The following is a 21,608-nucleotide window of genomic DNA, read 5'->3' on the forward strand; positions in this document are numbered from 1 at the left end:
ATTCTAATATAGAAGGGAGGTCTCTTACATGAGATTATTTGTTGGTTTAGATGTAAGTTCGTTTGATATGAAAGTTTGCTTTTTAAATGGTGATGGAGAAAAACTGGATTCTTTTTCGGTCAGTAATGACCTACCGGGAGCTACTACACTCAAAGAAAAATTATTACAGTGTGTTGCAGGTAAAGAGGTCGACATCCTTAAGATTGGTCTAGAATCCACCTCTGTTTACAGCTTTCATCCTTCTATGTTTCTTCACCATGATATAGATTTACAGCGTTTTGGAGCAAAAGTATTTCTCCTAAACCCAAAGCAAGTCGCAAATTTTAAGAAAAGTTATTCTGACATGAATAAAACCGATGAGATTGATGCCTTTGTCATTGCTGATTACTTACGATTTGGCCGTAATCAAATGTCTATCGTAAAAGAAAGCCAGTACGTGGCACTGCAGCAATTAACTCGATCACGATACCAACTTGTCAAAATGTTAACGAAAGAAAAACAACACTTTCTTCAACACCTAAGTTTTAAATGTAATACATTTTCACAAGAGGTGGATACTTCCGTATTCGGTAGCGCCATGACAGAACTATTTCTTGAAAAATTCAGCTTAGAGGAACTCGCTAATATGCCTTTAGAAGAACTCGCTGAGTTCCTACAGAAAAAAAGTCGAAACCGTTTTGGTGATCCAAAATGCGTAGCAGCATCCATTCACAAAGCTGTGAAAGTTTCTTATCGCTTGGATAAGGTTGTAGAAGATTCAATAGATGTCATCTTAGGTACATCCATCGCAGTCATTCGTACGTTTCAACAGCAAATCAAGGAATTAGAAAAGTCTATTAAAAAAATCATGGCTGGTTTGACCCAAACACTTGAATCTATTCCTGGAGTAGGCCCTGTTTTCGCTGCCGGTATCATTGCTGAAATTGGCCAAATCGAAAGATTTGACGATGAAACAAAAATAGCCAAATACGCTGGATTATACTGGCGAAAGCACCAATCCGGTCGTTTTACAGCCGAAGATACTTCATTATCCCGTACAGGTAATCATTACTTGCGTTATTACTTAGTTGAAGCCGCCAATTCAGTAAGAAAGCATGTATCAGATTATCAAGAGTATTACGTGAAAAAATATAATGAAGTACCAAAACATCAACACAAACGTGCACTCGTTCTAACCGCAAGAAAATTTGTGCGATTGGTGGATGCGCTACTACGTAGCCACCAACTTTTTACGCCTGGAAGGTGTGTGAAAGAATGACATAAAATTTTGTCATCGCTACCTTTCATTATTTTCCAGTAAATTACATTCGTTACTGGTTTAGTTTTGTGATGCCTTTTTTAAACAAATTGACCTTTGACAACTTTAAACTTTGTTATTTCTAAGTTGACATACTACCGCAGGTCTTCAACAGCAAAATACAATTACAAAATATGCTTCACATAAAGTGAAACTTTAATCAGCCCTCGCCAATCGGACTTTTATAGGCAGCCCGACCCCCACCTACCTTCTTTGCTTTCGCTAAATTTTGAGGGGGAATCTTACTGCCCATTAAAGTGGGATAAAAAATCACCTTCTATTTGAATTGTATTTTCCAAAGAGGTTTCCAATACTATTTTTCAAACAATTACCCCACTTTTCACGCTACATAAGCTCTTCTTACAAATAAAAAACTCCCCTATGATTTTAGGGGAGTCCAGCAACTGAATCCATATTATCTGTATTAGGGACAGCTTGTGCTATACCCGATGCATTTACACTTTGCCCCATATTTGTTCCTGTTACAGTACCAGCAGGAGTGCCTCTTGTATATGTTGTCGTCACCGAATCACCCGGCTGTAAACAAAGCTTCGTCTCCGTCCCTATTACTGTAACAACATCAATCCAAGTGCATCCCATTGAACCACTGTACGATTTCGAAGCAGTAAATGAAGTATCACTCAAATTATCACCTGTAAATATATTCCCAGTATTATTCACAATAACAAACTCTTTTATATGAGCAGGCATAATTACACTCTACCTTTCCTCTATGAACCTAATGTACGTGTACTCGTTGCTAATGGCGGAAGAAACACTGATGTTCGAATTACCGCTTCCGGCTGTCTTTTCCCATTTAAAAAAATAGCCGCACTCGATCCTCCAGCACCTGCATACACTTTCGCTACAGCTAAAGGTGAGATATCATAACAATCGCCGACATTAACAGCCCCTGTATTATTTATAATTTTTACTTTCCGTAAGTTAATCCCCATTTACCTATCCCCCTTTTGTACACTGTATGCAAAAGAAAAAAACTTGAAACAGACTCGTTTCAAGTTTTTTAAACTACTTATTTGATTTCGCCTTCATATTGAAGCATACCGCCAACCATGTTCACTGTTTTAAAGCCTTGCTCATTTAAATAATGGCATACATTTTCACTGCGCATTCCCGAGCGACAAATAAAGATATATTCATTCTCTTTATCAAAGAAATCTACTTTATTTGGGATATCCCCCATTTTAATATGTACAGCTTCTGGAATTTTCCCTGTTGCTACTTCTTCATCTTCTCTTACGTCTACTAAAAATAACGTTTCTCCGTTTTCTAAACGCTCTTGTACTTCTTCTGTAGTAATTGTTTTCACTTCTGTCATATTTCGTTCCTCCTTATATACAATAAAACCTTTAATCTCTTCTTTAAACAATCATTTCTCATCAATTTTAGCACGCGAAAGAAAGAACGCAAAGAATAGGGAATTTATTTCTCAATTTTCTCGTAAAACTTATCCTTTACAAACATAACTCTTGCATTGTATCCTCAATATACTTGTTTTATGAAAGGAGCCAATGAAAATGACACTTTTTCTTTTCATTATGGGCATCATTTTCTTAATCGCTGCAATTATTGCTCTTAGTATGAAAAATAATAGAAAGATAAAATCACCACAAGAAATGTCATTCTTGTTTCTATTGCTTAGTATCGCCTTCTTCGGTATAGCAATTGCCACATATATTTTCCGCCTACAAATCATGTAAAAAAAGGTGCCTACTACATACATTGCACCTTTTTCACATCATTTATTTTCTACACAAAACTAGATACTTTCCGATTTAAAAACTCATACACTTTCTTTTCAAATAAATGAATATCAAATACTCCCGCCATATGCCCATTTATACTTTCTATCTCATATACTTCTGCATACTTCCCTTGTTTTTGCAATAGGTCTACCATTTTATAATTATAACGTGACGGCTGAAGCAAATCTTGTTTACACGGAATCATAAGTACATTTGCTTCTATATTAGACAGTGCGTCTTCTAAAGACGAAAATCCATGTGCAATATCATGTAATAAAACTGCTTTCGCAGTGTACATCCACGAATTTGCATCTACTAACTCTATACTTCTATATGTCAATTTATTTATCTCTTTCTCAAATGATGTTAATGAAGAAACCTTTTCATACGGTTCTACTTCTATACTATTACGAGGGAAGGTTGTTTCATAAAAATGCTCATCAAACGCGTTCATAAACATCATTCTATTTGCTAACTGAAGCCCCTTCATTGGCTGCTCTTCACCATATTTTCCGCCCTTCCAACTTGGATCCAGCCGGATAGCCTCAATTGCATTTTGCGCTACATTTACCGACGTAATAATTGGATTTTGCGGGTTCGTAATAACACCAATCATCCGCTCTACCATATGAGGATAATGAACAGCCCATTGCTGCGCAATCATCCCGCCAGCTGATGGGCCCATTACAGCGTGTAACCTTGGGATTCCCATATCTTTTATTAACTCGTATTGCATACGAGCTACATGAAGAAATGTAAAAACTGGAAAGTCCATCGCATATTCATCTCCAGTTTTCGGATTAATCGATTTCGGTCCCGTTGTAATTACATGAGGGTTCTTCACCTGCACATTACAAAGATTATCAGTGCATATAACAAAGTATTGATTTGTATCAATTGCTTTTCCCGGTCCAATTAAACCATCCCACCAGCCAGACTCCTCATCATGCGCTGTATATTTTCCTGCTGCGTGACTAGTTGCACTAAAATAATGACAAACCAAAATCGTATTTGACCTTTCTCTATTTAAAGTACCATAAGTCTCATACCCCATTTGAACAGGAATTGTCCTACCATTTTCAAATGTAAACTCCTTTAAAATAAATTTCTCCTTTTTTACAATTTGCACAGACTCGCCCTCTTCTCGTCATAGTATGTACTGCTTACTAAAGGATTTTTTCTATGCAAACCAATCTCCTCCTTCTTTTCATAAATAAATGAATAATATACAAAATTAGCCACAAAATAGCACTATATTACACAATCAAAGAGGGCATACATATGATTTGGAATTGGCTACGTAAGAAAAAAAAATCAAATACAACAGAGAAAAACGAAACAGATAATTCGGAGCAAAAACCTAACAATCAAGAGGATGACAACAAAGAACAGACTAGAAGTACGAAACATAATAAAGGTAACAATAGCGAGCAAAAAAAAGAGGAACACAAGGAATCTTCTCAAGATAAGCAGCAAAATCAATCGAATCAAAATCAGCAACAAAGTGCTAAACAAGATGAATCTTCTCAAGAGCAACAGAATCATTCTAAGCAGAACAACTCCGATCAGGGTCAACAGCAACACTCTAAGCAAGACGACTCCAATCAAGGGCAACAGAAGCATTCTAAGCAGAACGACTCCGATCAGGGTCAACAGCAACACTCTAAGCAAGACGACTCCAATCAAGAGCAACAGAAGCATTCTAAGCAGAACGACTCCGATCAGGGTCAACAGCAACACTCTAAGCAAAACGACTCGAATCAAGGGCAACAGAAGCATTCTAAGCAGAACGACTCCGATCAGGGTCAACAGCAACACTCTAAGCAAAACGACTCCAATCAAGGGCAACAGAAGCATTCTAAGCAGAACGACTCCGATCAGGGTCAACAGCAACACTCTAAACAAGACAACTCAAATCAGGATAAGCAACAAAATTCTAAAGGTAATAGTATTTATGATTTTTCGAAACCAGAAAAAGATCGTATTCATTCTTTACAAGATTTAATAGAGAAGCTGAAAAAGTCTAGTGATTTTGTGAATTATCATACATCCGACGACGAAACGATGCCTTATTGGATTTCTTACTATCGTCCTTCGCTTGATGGAGAGAAATTACAAAAATATTTAATGCCCACTCTTTTAGAACGACCTAACGCATCACTAGAAGAGCTGAAGGAACATATTCCGATGAGCGGCATTACAATTACGAACGATTTACAAAAAATTGAGGACATGGTTTTAAAGGGGCATGCGATTGTTCAAGTAAATCAACAAGATCAAAAATGTATGCTCGCAAATATTGCAATTGATAATTATCGTGCACCAACTCCTCCTTTAAATGAATCGACTGTTATTGGTCCGCAAGAAGGTTTTGTAGAAGATATTGATACAAACATAAATTTAGTACGAAAACGTCTTCCTGTTTTAGATTTACAAACAAAAGAGATGATTATCGGTGAGTTTTCCAAAACAAAAGTTGTCATGATGTATTTAGACAACCTTGCTGAAAAAGATAATGTTGATTTTCTAGAGGAGTCTTTACGTGCTCTTGAATATGATCAAATTAATGATAGTGCTTATTTACAAGAATTGATGGGAGAAAAGTCGATTTTCCCTCTCTATATCAATACAGAACGCACTGATAGAGTTACAAAAGCACTAATCGATGGGAAAATCGCTATTTTTGTGGACGGTTCTCCAAGTGTTTTACTAACACCTGTATCCTATTTCGATTTTTTCATTTCACCAGAAGACTACAACGTCTCTTGGCTATACGCTACATTCTCAAGGGTTTTACGTCTTATTTCCGTTTTATTCTCTATATGTGCTACACCGTTATACGTTGCAGTTTTAAATTATCATTATGAACTCATTCCGAGTGATTTACTTGAAACTTTAATTTTATCAAGGGCGCAAGTACCATTCCCGCCTTTAATTGAAGCACTCTTTTTAGAACTCGCAATCGATTTACTGAGAGAAGCTGGGGCAAGGTTACCGATGAAAGTTGGTCAAACGCTCGGTATTGTAGGCGGTATCGTAATCGGGCAAGCATCTGTACAAGCTGGTTTAACGAGTAATATTTTATTAATTATCGTTGCCTTATCAGCACTCGCTTCCTTTATTACACCTATTTATAAAATGGGTAATGCGGTTCGATTACTACGTTTCCCGTTTCTCATATTTGCAGAAATAGGAGGACTTTTCGGGATTTCACTTGGATTTATCTTCTTATTTACGCACCTATTTAGACTTACTTCTTTACGCAAGCCGTACGCTTTGTTCTACCCAACAAGACAACAATCTGTTAAAGATTCTTGGATCCGTTTCCCTTTAACAATGATTGATACACGGGATGTACAAGCAAGGCCACAACATGTAAAAAAAGCAGCGAAAGGAATTTCAACAAAACATAGATCAGACTTTGATGATTAAGAAATGAGGTGCATTCGATGAGTAAAGTTCAAGAAAAATATCAAATATCTCCTATCTTCGTTTTCTTCTTAATTCACGGTGCACAGTTCGGTGCTGGCGTTCTCGGCTTCGCTCGAATCATCGCAAAGGCCGCTGGATATGACGGATGGATGGGCGTTGTAATCACAGGACTCTGTATCCATCTCCTTATATGGATGATGTATTTTTTATTAAAAGAAACAAATGGAAATTTAATTGATTTACAAAGGCAAACGTTTGGAAAATGGATAGGAAATATCTTTAATATCACCTTTGCAGCTTATTTTTTAATCGTCAGTATTTCGGTTATTCGAACGTATGTTGAAATTATTCAAGTATGGATGTTTCCTACCGCTTCCACCTTTATGTTAACACTCTTTTTGTGCTTAGTTAGCTATTACATTATCTCTTCTGGATTTCGTGTAATTACCGGTATTTGCGTCATCTCTATTGGTGGTACATTAGGATATTTATTTCTAAGTTTATTCGTTTTGAAATACTCACATTGGGATAATTTACTACCCATATTTACACATTCTTTTTCAGACATTTTAAAATCCGCTCAACTGTCAATCTACAGTATGACCGGTTTTGAGATTTACCTCATGGTGTATCCATTTGTGAAAAAGCCTATGCAATCTCATAAATACGCTCAGCTCGGAGCACTATTTTCAAATCTTCTATATCTATTTAGCACCCTTTTAGCCTTTTCTTTTTTTAGTGAAAAACAATTGTTAAAAACGATATGGGCCCAACTTTCTATGACCCAAGTCATTCAATTACCATTTATAGAAAGACTCGAATATATTGCAATTTCAGGCTATGCACTTGTTATTATTTCAAGTTTTATCCTCCCTTTATGGGCGTCAATGAGAGCAACTCACGAAATATTTCGTGTAAAACAACGAGGTATTTTAATTGCTTTTTTCTTTATCACGCTTATTGTTTCACAACTTTTAACAAACAGGCACGATATTAACAATTTTATTAGTAATGCAGCAAAAGTTAGTTTTTGGCTCATTTATGTATACATCCCAATCCTATTTATCATTGTGTGGGTGAAAAGAAAATGGAAAAAATCAAAAGCACAAGCAAATTAATACTTATTTCTTGTATAACATTCTTCAGTCTAACGGGATGTTTACAAAAAAACATTATCGATGATGTACAACTTATTCAAGGAACCGTATTTGACGTTGCAAAAGATAATAAAGTAAAAGTGACATTCGTTTGCCCCATTCAGAAAAAGGGAAATAAAGTTCAAGTTTTTGAAGGAACTGCAAATGCGGTAAAACAAGTAAAAGCAGATACATCGTTAGAATCTTCTCAACCTTTTGCTAGCGGACAAATGCGTGTCGCTCTATATACGATAAGACTTGCTAAAACAGGAATGGCTACTTCATTCGATACATTACTTCGAGATGTGAATATAGGGAACGCTTTATATGCTGCTTTATTAGAGGGGAATGGTACTGAACTTTTAAAAGGCAAATATTCGACTTCATACAACGTTGCAATTTATATAAAAAAATTGCTAGAACATAATATGGAGACCGGTCCTTTACCAACGGATAACCTACATGTAGGAGCATTCCGTTATTATCAAGAAGGACAAGACTACTATATTCCCATTTTAAAGAAGCATGGTGATAAAATAAAAATTACCGGAATTGGTCTTTTTAAAAAGGATAAATATATCGGTAAAATTGCGGAAAAAGATATGTTCATCTTTAAAGAACTATTAGAGAAACATAAATTAGATTCACATGAATTTAAAACGGATTCTGCGTACGTAGTGGTTAACAATATTCGTTCCATTCCACATTACGATATAAAGATTAAAAACGGGAAGCCTTCTTTTTTCATTCACGTTCATCTTGATGCACGTATTCAAGAACTATCAAAACAAATTAACTTAGAAAATAATAAAAACACAAAAAACATTGAAAAAGATGTTCAAAAGCAATTAGATAAACAAGCTGCTAAGTTAATTAAGCAGTTTAAATCTTTAAATGTCGATCCCCTCGGGCTAGGAGCAAAATATAAACACCATTATCGTCCATTCAAATTAGAAGAGTGGAGAAAAATGTACAAAGATGTTCCAATTCATATAAAATACACTGTAAATATTACAAATTCTGGTGTAATTGAATGAGAAATGATTGAACTCCTCTTCCCGGCATGATACAACGGAAAGAGGAGTTTTTATTTTAGATAGAGAGAGAAGATATTTATGGGGGAGCTTATGTCTAAAAAATTAGTAAAGCCTATTTTAAATGGTATTTTATTTCTCGGCGTCTTTTTATTTGCTCATACATACTTAAAAAATGTTTCCTTCACACGTTATTTACTTGTCGTTATACCAATGTTGCTCGTTGGTATGTTTGGCATCGATCTTATTTTATCCATTTTAATTAAGAAAGAAGAATAACAGGCGAGCATCTTATTTTCTATAAGATGTTCTTTTCATTTCATAATCACCTTATGTTACAATGAGATTCGGCACTAAGCGAGAAAGGATGAAACAACATGACAAACGAAAAAGGTTTAGATAAAGGGTACGAACTTGTTGCAAAAATGCATGAAGTATTCGGACATCCTGTGACAAATACTCCAACAAAATTAACAGAAGAACGTGCAAAAATCCGTGCGAGTTTTATGCAAGAAGAGCTAGAAGAATTTCTAGAAGCAACGACTGTTGAAGATCAATATGATGCACTGATTGACCTTATTTACTTTGCATTCGGCACGTTTGCCGAAATGGGCGTACGTCCTGATAAAGGATTCGAAATTGTAAATAACGCAAACATGGCAAAACTATTCCCTGACGGGAAACCTCGATTCCGCGAAGGTGACGGTAAAATTCTAAAACCTGAAGGCTGGCAAGCACCAGAACCACAACTTCGTGCTGAAATCGAACGTCAACGCCAAGAAGCTGAAAAAAACTGCTAGGATTTCCTAGCAGTTTTTTATTATGTCTTTTTTTCTGGCAATCATTAATGACCCACGTGTCCCGCATGTCCTGCTGCTCCACTAATGCTAGCCGCTCCTGCTGCTGCCCCCGCTCCTCCTGCTCCAATTCCACCTGTCCAAGGAGAAGATTGTTGTTGATACTGTTGGTATTGTTGGTGTTGTTGGTGTTGTTGGTGTTGTTGGCCTTGGTAACCTTGATGACCATGTTGACCTTGGTGGCCATGATGGCCTTGATGGCCATGTTGACCTTGGTGGCCGTGGTGACCTTGATGGCCATGTTGACCTTGGTGACCTTGGTGACCTTGATGACCATGTTGACCTTGGTGGCCGTGGTGGCCATGGTGACCATGGTGATCTTGATGAATTTGATAAAAAACAGCCTGCGGATGTATATGATGGTGTCCGTGGTGATGTACTTGTTGTTGATGATGTCCATGATGACCGTGGTGACCTTGGTGGTGATGGTGTCCATGATGGCCATGGTGACCTTGGTGGTGATGTCCATGATGGCCATGGTGACCTTGATGATGGTGTCCATGATGGCCATGGTGACCTTGATGATGGTGTCCATGATGGCCATGGTGACCTTGATGATGGTGTCCATGATGACCGTCGTGGTGGCCATGGTGACCGTAAAAACCTTGTGGATAACCACCTACTCCGCCTGCCACAACACCTACTCCCGGTACCGGAAATCCTGTTTGTGCTCCAGCTACTGATGTGGAAAATCCTCCAGGTGTTCCACCCATCCAGCTCGGAATTCCGCCATACCCTTGTTGTCCGCCTCCCATTAACATCATTTGTTCATAACTATCCGATCCACCTCCGAAAAAGCCATGTGGTGCATTATTGTCCATCCCTTTCATTCCTTTCACCTCTTCTACTCAATTTAGCCTACCTTTTTTATCATATTTCCTATAGAAAAATAGGTGTTTGTCTGTATTGGAATTCCGCTCTTTTATTTGTACGTAGTGAAATAATTGAAAACTTAGACTAAGGTGATCCAGAGATTATTTTCTACACAAAAAAGCTCAGAGCATAAATACTCTGAGCTTTTATTTAGAATACATTAGTTTGCAACAACGTTAACAAGTTTTCCAGGAACTACAATTACTTTACGAACTGTTTTCCCTTCAATTTGGTCCTTAATTGCTTCAAGTGCAAGTTGTTCCATTTCTTCTTTTGATGCGTCTTTACTCATTGTTAGTTTTGCGCGAACTTTACCCATAACTTGAACAACGATTTCAACTTCATCTTCTACAAGTTTAGACTCATCAAATGTTGGCCAGCTTGCATATGTGATTGTTTCATTGTATCCAAGTTTGCTCCATAGCTCTTCCCCGATGTGAGGTGCAACTGGTGCAATCATTTTTACGAAACCTTCTACATATTCTTTCGGAAGCGTTTCAGCTTTGTATGCATCGTTGATGAATACCATCATTTGAGAAATCGCTGTGTTGAAGCGAAGCTCTGCATAGTCTTCTGTTACTTTCTTCACTGTTTGGTGGTAAGCTTTTTCAAGCTCTTTATTTGGTGCATCAGTAATTTTCTCACTTAATTCACCGTTATCTTGAACGAATAGGCGCCATACGCGGTCTAGGAAACGACGAGCTCCGTCAAGACCATTTTCAGACCAAGCGATTGAAGCATCTAATGGTCCCATGAACATTTCGTATAGACGAAGTGTATCTGCACCGTGGCTTGCTACGATATCATCAGGGTTTACAACGTTACCTTTTGATTTACTCATTTTCTCGTTGTTTTCACCTAGAATCATACCTTGGTTGAATAATTGTTGGAACGGCTCTTTCGTTGGAACTACACCGATATCGTATAATACTTTATGCCAGAAACGAGCATATAGTAAGTGAAGTACAGCGTGCTCTGCTCCGCCGATATAAATATCAACTGGAAGCCATTGTTTTACTTTTTCAGGATCTACAAGTGCTTCGCTATTGTTTGGATCGATGTAACGTAAGTAATACCAGCAGCTACCAGCCCATTGTGGCATTGTGTTCGTTTCACGACGACCTTTTTTACCAGTCTCAGGATCAACAACATTTACCCACTCGTCAATGTTAGCAAGTGGTGATTCACCTGTACCTGAAGGACGGATGTTGTCTGTTTTCGGAAGAACTAATGGTAATTCTTCTTCTTTTACAGCTGTCATTGTGCCATCTTCCCAGTGAATAACTGGAATTGGCTCACCCCAGTAACGTTGACGGCTGAATAACCAGTCACGTAGACGGTATGTTACTTTTTGATTTCCTGCGCTCGTTACTTCAAGCCATTCAATCATTTTTGCGATTGCTTCTTCTTTATTTAAACCATCAAGGAATGCTGAGTTTACGTGTTCACCATCACCTGTGTATGCTTCTTTCGTAATGTCTCCGCCTTTTACAACTTCCTTCATTGGAAGATTGAACGTTGATGCAAATTCATAGTCACGCTCATCATGAGCTGGAACTGCCATTACAGCACCTGTTCCGTAAGTTGCAAGAACGTAATCAGCGATCCAGATTGGTAATTTCTCACCATTTACTGGGTTAACTGCGTAAGCACCAGTGAATACACCAGTTTTCTCTTTCGCAAGTTCTGTACGCTCTAAATCACTCTTCATTTTTACAGAATTAATGTAAGCTTCTACAGCTTCTTTTTGTTCAGCAGTTGTAATATCAGCAACAAGTGCATGTTCCGGAGCAAGTACACAGTAGCTTGCACCGAATAATGTATCAGGACGCGTTGTGAAAACTGTGAACTTCTCGTCTGTGCCATCGATATTGAAGTGTACTTCGGCACCTTCAGAACGACCGATCCAGTTACGTTGCATATCTTTTAAGCTTTCTGGCCAATCAAGCTCATCTAGATCTTCTAATAGACGATCTCCGTAAGCTGTAATTTTTAACATCCACTGTCTCATCGGACGACGCTCAACTGGATGTCCACCGCGCTCACTCTTACCGTCAATGATTTCTTCGTTTGCAAGTACTGTACCAAGTGCTGGGCACCAGTTTACAGGTACTTCATCAACGTAAGCTAAGCCTTTTTCAAATAGTTTTAGGAAGATCCATTGTGTCCACTTATAGTAGTTTGGATCTGTTGTATTTACTTCACGGTCCCAATCGTAAGAGAAACCTAATGATTTAATTTGGTTACGGAATGTATTAATATTATGCTCTGTAAATTCAGCTGGGCTGTTTCCAGTATCAAGTGCATATTGCTCTGCTGGAAGACCGAATGCATCCCATCCCATTGGATGAAGAACGTTATATCCTTGCATACGCTTCATACGAGATAAAATATCTGTTGCTGTATAACCTTCTGGATGTCCTACGTGTAAGCCTGCACCTGATGGATATGGGAACATATCTAGTGCATAAAATTTTGGTTTTTCTGTCTCATCTGGCGTACGGAATGTTTTATTCTCTTCCCAGTACCCTTGCCACTTCTTCTCAATTTCTTGATGATTAAAGCTCATGAGATACCCTCCTTGAAATTCTATTTATTTTCACCGCCCAAAATACAAAAAACCTCTCATCCCTAGAAAGGGACGAGAGGTTATAGATTCCCGCGGTACCACCCTAAATTAATGTACAAATATACATTCGCTTAGATCCGTAACGTGGATTAACGGCAATTGCTACTATTAGTTTCACAACTGCAACTCAAAGGCGAGTTCATAACGAAACGTGGATTGACTTGCACCGACCGTCAACTCTCTAAACCAGCTTCTATTACTACTACTCCTTCTCACTGTTATTACACATATGAGTTAATTTGAACTACCCTCCACTTCGTATCTCTAAAGAGCTTACTTAAAGCGGGGCTTCTCGGTTAATCGTTACTTTTAATAACTAACGAATTCGTCTTAAGACAGCCGAGCTATCTCCCTTGTTCTAAAGGTTGTTTTATTTAAATATATTCTAAAACATGTGAACATGTTCCGTCAAACTAAACTGCAATTTTTTCTTCAACTGTTTCTTCTACTTTTACTCGTTTATCATAAATACTCGTTGCGATAAGCGCTACTACAAGCATTACCATGATTGCTATAAACAATACTTCCATATTGTATAAATCCACAATTGCTCCGCCAACGACCGGCCCGAACATTTTCCCTACAGTCGCCGCACTATTTACAACACCTTGATAAAACCCTAACTTATCTTTTGGTGCAAGTATATTTGCAATCGTTGGAACTGCTGGCCATACGAATAACTCACCAATTGTTAATGTTACCATCGCAACGAGGAACATCGTAAATTGCTGCGCTTGACTTAATACAATGAATGACACTGCAAAAATAAGAATCCCAATCATAATTTGTTGTTTTAACGAACGCTTCATCCAGCGAATTAACATACTAACTAGTGGCTGTGCACAAACGATCATCGCTCCGTTTATCGTCCATAATAAACTATAGTGACGAAGACTAATATTTAACTCTTGCATATGTGTTGCAATTGCTCCTTGCCATTGTACGTATGTAACCCAGCATAAAGCATATGCTACACATACGATAAGAAGTGCTTTGAATCCAGGTGTAAGCGACCAACCTTTTTTCGTTTCCACTTCTTTTTGTACTCCTGGCTCTTTTTTGTCTTCCATACCACGGAATCCAATAAAAGCAATTAAGAAGAAAACAAAGTATAAAATAAAGTTTGCTAAGAAAATATAATCAAAACGATACGATGCAACTAATCCACCACACGCTGTTCCGATCGCAATACCAACGTTTTGTCCAACATACATCGCATTAAATGCTCGTCTTCCGCCCTCTGGCCAAACTGTACCAACCATCGCATACATCGATGGGAAGACCATTCCAGAACCAAAACCGATTAACGCTAGCCATACAACGTATAAAGGCCAACCGTGGAAGAACACAAGACCTAAAATCGATACGAGTGTAATGACAATCCCTACTAAAGTTGATTTATAACCGCCCCATTTATCAAATAAAACACCGCCGAGCAAGTTTCCGATTACACCAGTAAGCGAATTGATCATTAATACCATTCCGGCCACAGATAAAGATTTTCCTAGGTGATCATGCAAATAAATTGTATTAAAAGGCCATAAAAAAGAAGCACCCGTGACATTAATAATCATCCCAGCTACTAATAGCCATACTTTCCTTGGCATAGTCTCCCCTCCTATTCTATTTTTTCGTTCATCTATAACAGTAAAATTGTAGTCGTTTTTAAATAGGAAGGCAACTGATTAATAGTTGATGAAATTCAGATAATGGTTTGTCGGTAAATGAAATTATATTGATTGCTGTTTGAAAATATATCGGCGATTTTGGAAATATATCGACGATTATTAAGATATATCGACGATTCTCGAAATATATCAGCGATTATTAAAATATATCGACTTACCGACAAAAAACGACAACAGCAACACTATATAAAGAGGCTGCATGAAGTTCATGCAGCCTCTTTATACTATCCGACTTCCTTTTCTCGCTTTGCACGTTCTTTCGCACTCCATTTAAATACCTTATCTAGTAGAGAGTATATTCTCCCAGACTCTTTCGTTAATAACGGTCCTAACGATGCCAATATTAAAACATATAAAGCAGAGAACGGTTTAATCGCTGCCATTAAGCCACCCGCAATGCCGATATTAGCAACAATAATGGAGAACTCTCCACGCGATACAAGTGTTAAACCGATATTCGTAGAAGCCTTATGCGATAACCCGGCTTTACGTCCCGCCATCATTCCAGCTGTAAAATTACCGATGAGTGTAATGAGCACTGCTCCTAATGCCAACCACACTGCTCCTTCAAGGGAAAACGGATCTATGCTTAAACCGAAGCTGAAAAAGAATATGGCTCCAAAGAAATCACGGAATGGGACAACGAGTTTCTCAATTCGATCACTATGCTCTGTTTCAGAAAAGACGAGTCCTAACAATAACGCTCCAATTGCCTCAGCGACATGAATCGTTTCTGAAAATCCTGCTACGAAGAATAAAATAGCGAATATTACGATAATAAAAATTTCATTTGAGGAAATATCTAATATTTTATTTAAAAACGGCGTAGCTTTTCTAGCGATTACAAAGAATAGTAGCATATACCCTACTGCGATTAACACCGATGTAAGTGCACCTACAAATGATGTTGCCCCACCGAGCACTAATCCTGAAACGACTGATAAATATACCGCTAAAAAGATATCATCAAACATAATGATTCCTAAAATCAGCTCCGTCTCTTTATTACCAGATCTTCTTAAATCAACAATGACTTTTGCAACAATTGCACTTGATGAAATTGTAATGATTCCAGCAATAATTAACGTCTCTAATAAGGGGAATCCCACCACATATCCATAAAGCAAACCTAATAAGAAATTAAGTGATATGTGAACAGTCCCCCCGAAAGCAATTGATTTTCCTGATTTAATTAATTTTTTAATTGAGAATTCTAAACCTAAGTAGAATAGGAGGAATATGACGCCAACGCGGCCGAGGAAGGAAATAACTTCTCCGCTTTCAATAAACCTTAAATCGATAAGTCCTAAATCGGGGGCATGAGGCCCCACTAACATACCGAGTATAATGAGAAACGGAATAATCGAGAACTTTAACTTCGCAGCGAGGATAGCTGCAAAAGCTACTAATACTAACGCAGTTCCAACTTCAAAGATTAAAGTATCCATCGATTATGAATCACCTCCTGATGAAAGCAATTCATTAATAATTCTTTTCACTTCATGTCTCGCGCCCGATAACACGAGCATATCGCCAGCTTCAATAATAGAGTCTGGACCTGGATTAAAGAATTTCTTCATATTCTTTTTTAAAATAGCAATAATCGTTACGTTATATGTTTTTCTGACATGTAAGCTACCAATTGTTTTTTGTACGACTGGTGCGTTATTTTCCACCTTAAACCATTCAATTGATAGTCCTTCAAAAGCCATCTCAATTGTGTCTAAAGCTTGCGGTCTATATACCATTCCGCCTAATATAGCCGCAATTTGTCTCGCTTCAGAATCACGAAGAGAAATACTTGAAATACTTTCATCATGATCTGCATCAAAATGATACATTTCTCTTCGGCCATCATCGTGAATAACAATAACCAGCTTTTCATTACCTTTTGTAATTACTTCAAACTTACATCCAATGCCCGGTAATTCACTCTCTCGAATATTCATATTCCCGCCTCCTAAAGTTTTTAGTTACGGCTTTTACAAATCAACATCAATCTCGGTTTTAAATTCTTCATCTTTTGAGATTCCTAAATACTTGAGCGTCTCTGAAGGTGTCGCGTGATGGAAATGCTTTTGCAATAGTGCAATCGCTATCCCTCTTTTGTATGCATGAAATCCAAACGTTTTTCTCATTGAGTTTGTTCCGATTTTACCAACAATCCCAACCGCTTCAGCAGCATTATGAATGACACGATACGCTTGTTGACGTGTAATTGAATTTTTCGTTTTATTAGATTGAAATACGTAGTTTTCTCTTTTCACATCAATAGATTGTACGTACTCTAAAAGTGCTTCTTTTACTTTTGTATTTAAATAAATATCTTGTTTAAACTTTTCATCTTTCACAGGAAGAGAATAAAACTCTTTAACAGTTCCATCTTCATTTAATACCTCTTCAAATTTCATACTAAGTAGCTCAGTAATCTTTAATCCTGTGTTAATTCCAATAACAAATAAAAGATAATCTCGCTGTGAGTGCTCTTTTAAATACTTTTTCATCGCCTCAATTTGGCTTATATCTTTTAATGCCTCTACAACTTCCATACATGTATTCTCCTCATCTTATGAACGGTAATTTTCTCATCATGTTGTCCATTTTACCTTATCACGCTATGAGATTTCCATGTATTATCCATTATTTTTACAATATACTTTTAAGCTCGGAAATTTATAATTGTGCAAATACAGTAGGGGTAGGAATAATAGGGGATACAAGTTCAGCCTCTTTCTACAGATCGGATTCCTCCTTTCCTTATCCAGTTGCTTCTACTTTTATATTATGTTACTTATTTACATTATATTATATATTTCAGTAACATTAAAGTATTTTTTTCTGAAAATAATAAAAACCGAGCAATTTCGCTCGGTTTTTATTAATCTTCTTTCGGAAGAACAATTCCTTTATACAATTGAACTGTAATGAAGTAATAAATCGTGTAAATAACTACGAAAATTATGATTGGTACCCAAATACGGAAGTACGGATCGATTAAAATAAATCCGAAAATATTCATACCAACTAATACGTGAGCAATACCTACAATTGCTGGGAATAAGAAGACTAAGAATAACTCTTTATAAATGGATTTCGTTAATAATTCACGGCGCACCCCGATTTTACGAAGCATTTGATAACGCGTAATATCTTTTGATGCACCAGAAAGAATTTTGAACATTAAACAACTTGCCATCATTGCTAAGAAAGCAATTCCAAGGAAGAATCCCATAAACACTGTTCCGCTCGCAACGCCATAGAACATGTCGTAAGCTTGATATTTACTATCTAATCTTTCAGCTTTTACATTTTTATATTTATCTAGCTGCAACTCGTCAAGTTTTTTCCATTCTTTTTTATGCGCTTCAAAATCATCTGTTTTTCCAGTAAATACAATTCCTTCTTTACCATTTACAGTATCGTACATTTTTTGATCTACAATTTTAATTGCATGATCTTCATGCACGTAAAATGGCTGGATTGTTCTGAAAGCCTCGTCCCATTCTTGTGGAAGTTCTTTAGCACTCGCATCTTTTTCATTCATTTCTCTAGCAACTGCACCCACTGGTAGTTCCTCTGAAACTTTTTTCGTTTTTACTAAATCCTTCATCGACTTCATATTTGTCATATCTTTTACTAAAGGACGATTTTTCTCTAAATCTTCTTTTACATAGTAAACGTATTTATCATCGACTTTGTAACGATATTCGCTTTTCTCTTTAAATGTAATATCGTCTAAAATTTTCTTTTCTTCAGCAGTTGGATTATGAACTACTGAATCATATATTACGAAACCATCAACCATTTTTATAACGTTATTTTTAAACGCCATACCACCTGAAATGGCACCGGCTCCAAGCGCAACTAACATCGCTACTGTTGCAAGTACCTTTGTTAAGCTATTAATACGGAAGTTTAATTGTGCAAATGTAAAAGCGTTAAGCCCTTTTTCACTACGCTTTTTATTACTTTTTAACTTTTTAATAATAACAGGAAGAAGTGATCCAAATAACATGTAAGTACCAGCTGTTGTTGTCACTAATGCAATAAGGATTCCCATTTCTCTTAGTTTTTCCATGTAAATCATCGATGCATAGCCAATGCCTAATAAAATAACCGCTAGGAATGCAACTACACCTGTCATTTTTCCTTTTACCGCAACACGTTCTGTTTGTGCATCTGCATGTACAAGTTGCAGTACAGAAATACGTGATAACTTAATACTATTCATAATTGCTGATAATACAAATAGTGCTAAGAAGAAAATGCAAGTAACGGTCATTGATGGAAGGTAAAATGCTTTATAGCCTTCACCAGCAAACTCTAATTGTTTCATTAATAACTGTCCGATACCTTCTGCAAGTCCTACACCAACTGTAATACCGATCGCAAGAGACGCAGCGCCTAATACGATTGTTTCGATAAACATAAGTAATGTAACTTTATGCTTTTTTGCTCCTAACATCATATACATACCAAACTCTTTTTGACGAAGAGATAATAAGAAAGAGTTCGCATATAAAATATAGAAGAACGTTATAATAGCAAGTAAAAATGAACCTGCTTGGAATACAAATCCAATTGATTGAATAACTGAGTTAGATTCAATAAACGCCTTATTTAGTGCTAACGTTTGGAACATATAAAAAATTGAAATCGACATGACAAGACCAACAAGTAAGACGATATAATCTTTCAGCTTACTTTTTAGTCCTGACATGGAAAGTTTGAATAACATGCCTTAGAACCTCCTTTCTTACGCTTTTTGTGTGCCTAAGTCTGCTAGCACATCTAAAATCTCTTTATAAAACTCTTCACGTGTACCGCCTCGGTGAATTTCTTTATATAGCTCACCATCTTGAATGAATAAAATACGCTGACAGTAACTTGCACTGTAAGGATCATGTGTAACCATCATAATAGATACGCCTTGATCTTTATTTAAGTTTGTCATCGCATCAAGTAAACTCGTTGCATTTTTAGAATCAAGCGCTCCTGTTGGCTCGTCCCCTAAAATAATTGCAGGCTCATGCACTAACGCACGTGCCGCTGCTGAACGTTGCTTTTGTCCACCAGATACTTCAGATGGATACTTTTGAAGAATAGCTGAAATGCCTAACATATCTGCTACTTTTTCTACTTTTGGCCCAATATTTCGCGACGAGACACCTTGAAGAGAAAGTGGAAGTGCAATGTTTTCGTAAATAGATAAATTCTCTAATAAGTTAAAGTCTTGGAAGATGAATCCTAACTTTTGTGAACGGAAATCTGAAAGCTCACCTTGCTTCATTTTTGTAATATCCGTTCCCGCAATTTCAACAACACCGCCCGTTGCTTTATCTAGCGTTGAAATTACATTTAATAATGTCGTTTTACCAGAACCAGATGGTCCCATAATGCCAACAAACTCACCCTCTTGAATTGAGAATGATACACCTTTTAATGCATGTGATTGGTTCTCACCTTTTTTACCGTACACTTTTTGAACGTTTTTCACGTCTACAACTGGTTTCGTCATATATATCCTCCTACGCTTGTTTTTCCATTACCTATTTTGCGCCTTTTGGAGATGAACTGCTATTTGTTAACATTACAATTACCTTACACTTTTGTAAGATAAAAAAGGTGTGTTTGTAAGCTTGGCTTTTACTACTAGTGACATAGTGAATCGGTAACTGAAATTATATCGGCGATTTTTCAAATATATCGACGATTCTCCTACTTTTATCAGCGATTTTTTTAATATATCGGCGATTCTCCCACTTTTATCAGCGATTTTCAAAATATATCGACTTATCGACAAAAGCTGACAATAAAATAAGCTGCTCCACAAAAGGAACAGCCCACTTCTCTCTTTATTTCTTTAAAGGTGTTACCGTCCAATACGTAATAACACGCCAAATCCATTCTAATGGACCCATTTTAAAGATTTTCATCCAAATCACACTAAACACAATTTGAATTGCATAAATTGCAATACACACATATAACGTCTGCATGTAAGTTAAATTTCCCGCAAAGTTACATACACTTCCTGCGATTAAAATCATTGCAGTTTGTCCAATATAATTCGTTAAAGCCATACGACCATAATATTTCAGTGGCGCTAACAATGTTTGAACTAGTTTTAATTGGAGTAGTAAAATTAATGCTCCAACATAGAAAGCTGAAATAATTGGGCCAACTGTAACACCAATTTTTAAAAATTGGCTTGCAGCATCCATTGTTCCGTCCTCATTCATTAGTATCATATTTACAAATGGATCAGCAGGCACGTGCCCGTATTGATACCATACAGCTACGACACTTAAAACAAACATAACACCTGTAAAAATAGCGACTTTCTTTATATTTTGCGCAAGATTTTCAAATGCACGATATTGCCCTGCAGCAAGCCCTAATAAAATTAAGCCAAGTGGCAATAGTTCCTTAGCACCCATTACGCTAAAGGCAATTGTTAAAATAAGACCAATAACTAAGTTCACTTGTTTTTTCACTTTATAAAATGGTAAAGCGATCAACCCGCAAATTGCATATAACGTTAATGCTTCTCCAGATTGAAACATTTGATGAATCAAACCGAAAATAAATAGTGCAACTAAGCGGCGTAAAAATAAAACATATCCATTTTTCCCCTTTGCAATTGCTCTAGAGATAAAGATATAGAATCCCACTCCAAATAAGAATGAGAAGATTGAGAAGAAACGACCTTCTACAAATAAGTATAGAAACCTTTGATAGCTGGCATCTACTGTATTAGGATCTGGAATTTTAATGTTAAGTAGTGCAAGAATATTTACTAAAATAATTCCCAGTAGTGCGAAGCCACGAATGTAATCTAACTCATCAATTCGTTTGTTTGTCATATTGTTCCCCATAAAGCAACTCCTTGTATA

The 21,608-nt window shown here is 36.9% G+C and carries 20 protein-coding genes and 1 other annotated feature; of the genes, 7 read left to right on the forward strand and 13 right to left on the reverse strand.

Annotated elements, in window-relative coordinates:
* Positions 1–28 precede the first annotated feature (28 nt).
* Entirely contained in the window at positions 29–1,258 is a 1,230-nt protein-coding gene (locus tag PSR14_RS25380) for an IS110 family transposase (RefSeq protein ID WP_098487274.1), read from the forward strand.
* A gap of 426 nt (positions 1,259–1,684) precedes the next feature.
* Here the strand turns inward: PSR14_RS25380 and PSR14_RS25385 are convergent, their stop codons facing one another.
* The 3 genes from PSR14_RS25385 to PSR14_RS25395 form a co-directional block, all read right to left on the reverse strand.
* Positions 1,685–2,008, reverse strand: a complete 324-nt coding sequence (locus PSR14_RS25385) for a hypothetical protein (RefSeq protein WP_001110853.1) — start codon at positions 2,006–2,008, stop codon at positions 1,685–1,687.
* Positions 2,009–2,028: 20 nt separating this feature from the next.
* On the reverse strand, positions 2,029–2,253 hold the full coding sequence (locus PSR14_RS25390; RefSeq protein ID WP_000512463.1) for a spore germination protein: 225 nt from the start codon (positions 2,251–2,253) through the stop codon (positions 2,029–2,031).
* 77 nt (positions 2,254–2,330) lie between these two features.
* Positions 2,331–2,636, reverse strand: a complete 306-nt coding sequence (locus PSR14_RS25395) for a rhodanese-like domain-containing protein (RefSeq protein WP_000141219.1) — start codon at positions 2,634–2,636, stop codon at positions 2,331–2,333.
* 199 nt (positions 2,637–2,835) lie between these two features.
* Between PSR14_RS25395 and PSR14_RS25400 the strand changes: the two genes are divergently transcribed.
* Positions 2,836–3,018 carry a hypothetical protein gene (locus tag PSR14_RS25400; RefSeq protein WP_000171883.1) on the forward strand — a complete coding sequence of 61 codons (183 nt, stop codon included), beginning with the start codon at positions 2,836–2,838 and terminating at the stop codon, positions 3,016–3,018.
* 49 nt (positions 3,019–3,067) lie between these two features.
* On the opposite strand, the gene PSR14_RS25405 is transcribed toward PSR14_RS25400, so the two are convergent.
* Entirely contained in the window at positions 3,068–4,192 is a 1,125-nt protein-coding gene (locus PSR14_RS25405; protein ID WP_098487767.1) for a homoserine O-acetyltransferase, read from the reverse strand.
* 152 nt (positions 4,193–4,344) lie between these two features.
* Here PSR14_RS25405 and PSR14_RS25410 point away from each other — a divergent pair, with 152 nt between their 5' ends.
* The 5 genes from PSR14_RS25410 to PSR14_RS25430 all read left to right on the forward strand — a co-directional run bounded on the left by PSR14_RS25410 (position 4,345) and on the right by PSR14_RS25430 (position 9,465).
* Positions 4,345–6,495: a spore germination protein gene (locus PSR14_RS25410; protein ID WP_277713210.1), complete on the forward strand. Its 2,151-nt coding sequence runs from the start codon at positions 4,345–4,347 to the stop codon at positions 6,493–6,495.
* Positions 6,496–6,512: 17 nt separating this feature from the next.
* On the forward strand, positions 6,513–7,613 hold the full coding sequence (locus PSR14_RS25415) for a spore germination protein (RefSeq protein ID WP_113732856.1): 1,101 nt from the start codon (positions 6,513–6,515) through the stop codon (positions 7,611–7,613).
* Positions 7,583–8,668 (forward strand): Ger(x)C family spore germination protein, encoded by a 1,086-nt coding sequence (locus PSR14_RS25420; RefSeq protein ID WP_000411397.1) that lies wholly within the window; start codon positions 7,583–7,585, stop codon positions 8,666–8,668. Before PSR14_RS25415 ends, PSR14_RS25420 begins: the two co-directional genes overlap by 31 nt.
* 90 nt (positions 8,669–8,758) lie before the next feature.
* On the forward strand, positions 8,759–8,944 hold the full coding sequence (locus tag PSR14_RS25425; RefSeq protein WP_000038783.1) for a hypothetical protein: 186 nt from the start codon (positions 8,759–8,761) through the stop codon (positions 8,942–8,944).
* A 98-nt stretch (positions 8,945–9,042) separates the two neighbouring features.
* Entirely contained in the window at positions 9,043–9,465 is a 423-nt protein-coding gene (locus PSR14_RS25430) for a hypothetical protein (RefSeq protein ID WP_000180554.1), read from the forward strand.
* A gap of 44 nt (positions 9,466–9,509) precedes the next feature.
* Here PSR14_RS25430 and PSR14_RS25435 read toward each other — a convergent pair whose 3' ends face one another.
* The 9 genes from PSR14_RS25435 to PSR14_RS25475 all read right to left on the reverse strand — a co-directional run bounded on the left by PSR14_RS25435 (position 9,510) and on the right by PSR14_RS25475 (position 21,590).
* The gene (locus PSR14_RS25435; RefSeq protein ID WP_406644080.1) at positions 9,510–10,352 is read right to left on the reverse strand and encodes a hypothetical protein; all 843 of its coding nucleotides are present in this window, start codon (positions 10,350–10,352) and stop codon (positions 9,510–9,512) included.
* Between the two features lie 203 nt (positions 10,353–10,555).
* Positions 10,556–12,964, reverse strand: coding sequence for a leucine--tRNA ligase (gene leuS / locus PSR14_RS25440; RefSeq protein WP_000009457.1), 2,409 nt, complete (start codon positions 12,962–12,964; stop codon positions 10,556–10,558).
* A 65-nt stretch (positions 12,965–13,029) separates the two neighbouring features.
* Positions 13,030–13,249, reverse strand: a binding site (T-box leader).
* Between the two features lie 188 nt (positions 13,250–13,437).
* Positions 13,438–14,631, reverse strand: coding sequence for an MFS transporter (locus PSR14_RS25445; protein WP_001137564.1), 1,194 nt, complete (start codon positions 14,629–14,631; stop codon positions 13,438–13,440).
* A 305-nt stretch (positions 14,632–14,936) separates the two neighbouring features.
* Positions 14,937–16,160: a cation:proton antiporter gene (locus PSR14_RS25450; protein ID WP_098487231.1), complete on the reverse strand. Its 1,224-nt coding sequence runs from the start codon at positions 16,158–16,160 to the stop codon at positions 14,937–14,939.
* A gap of 3 nt (positions 16,161–16,163) precedes the next feature.
* Complete coding sequence (locus PSR14_RS25455; RefSeq protein ID WP_001026042.1) at positions 16,164–16,661, reverse strand: cation:proton antiporter regulatory subunit; 498 nt, start codon at positions 16,659–16,661, stop codon at positions 16,164–16,166.
* A gap of 33 nt (positions 16,662–16,694) precedes the next feature.
* Positions 16,695–17,261: a tyrosine-type recombinase/integrase gene (locus PSR14_RS25460; protein ID WP_000454218.1), complete on the reverse strand. Its 567-nt coding sequence runs from the start codon at positions 17,259–17,261 to the stop codon at positions 16,695–16,697.
* A 329-nt stretch (positions 17,262–17,590) separates the two neighbouring features.
* Complete coding sequence (locus PSR14_RS25465) at positions 17,591–19,450, reverse strand: FtsX-like permease family protein (protein ID WP_000897792.1); 1,860 nt, start codon at positions 19,448–19,450, stop codon at positions 17,591–17,593.
* A gap of 18 nt (positions 19,451–19,468) precedes the next feature.
* Positions 19,469–20,230 (reverse strand): ABC transporter ATP-binding protein, encoded by a 762-nt coding sequence (locus tag PSR14_RS25470; protein WP_000165846.1) that lies wholly within the window; start codon positions 20,228–20,230, stop codon positions 19,469–19,471.
* A 337-nt stretch (positions 20,231–20,567) separates the two neighbouring features.
* The gene (locus PSR14_RS25475; protein ID WP_074531927.1) at positions 20,568–21,590 is read right to left on the reverse strand and encodes a DUF418 domain-containing protein; all 1,023 of its coding nucleotides are present in this window, start codon (positions 21,588–21,590) and stop codon (positions 20,568–20,570) included.
* Positions 21,591–21,608: the final 18 nt, after the last annotated feature.

It is taken from the genome of Bacillus sp. A01H (assembly GCF_045277205.1).
Classification (GTDB): domain Bacteria; phylum Bacillota; class Bacilli; order Bacillales; family Bacillaceae_G; genus Bacillus_A; species Bacillus_A paranthracis.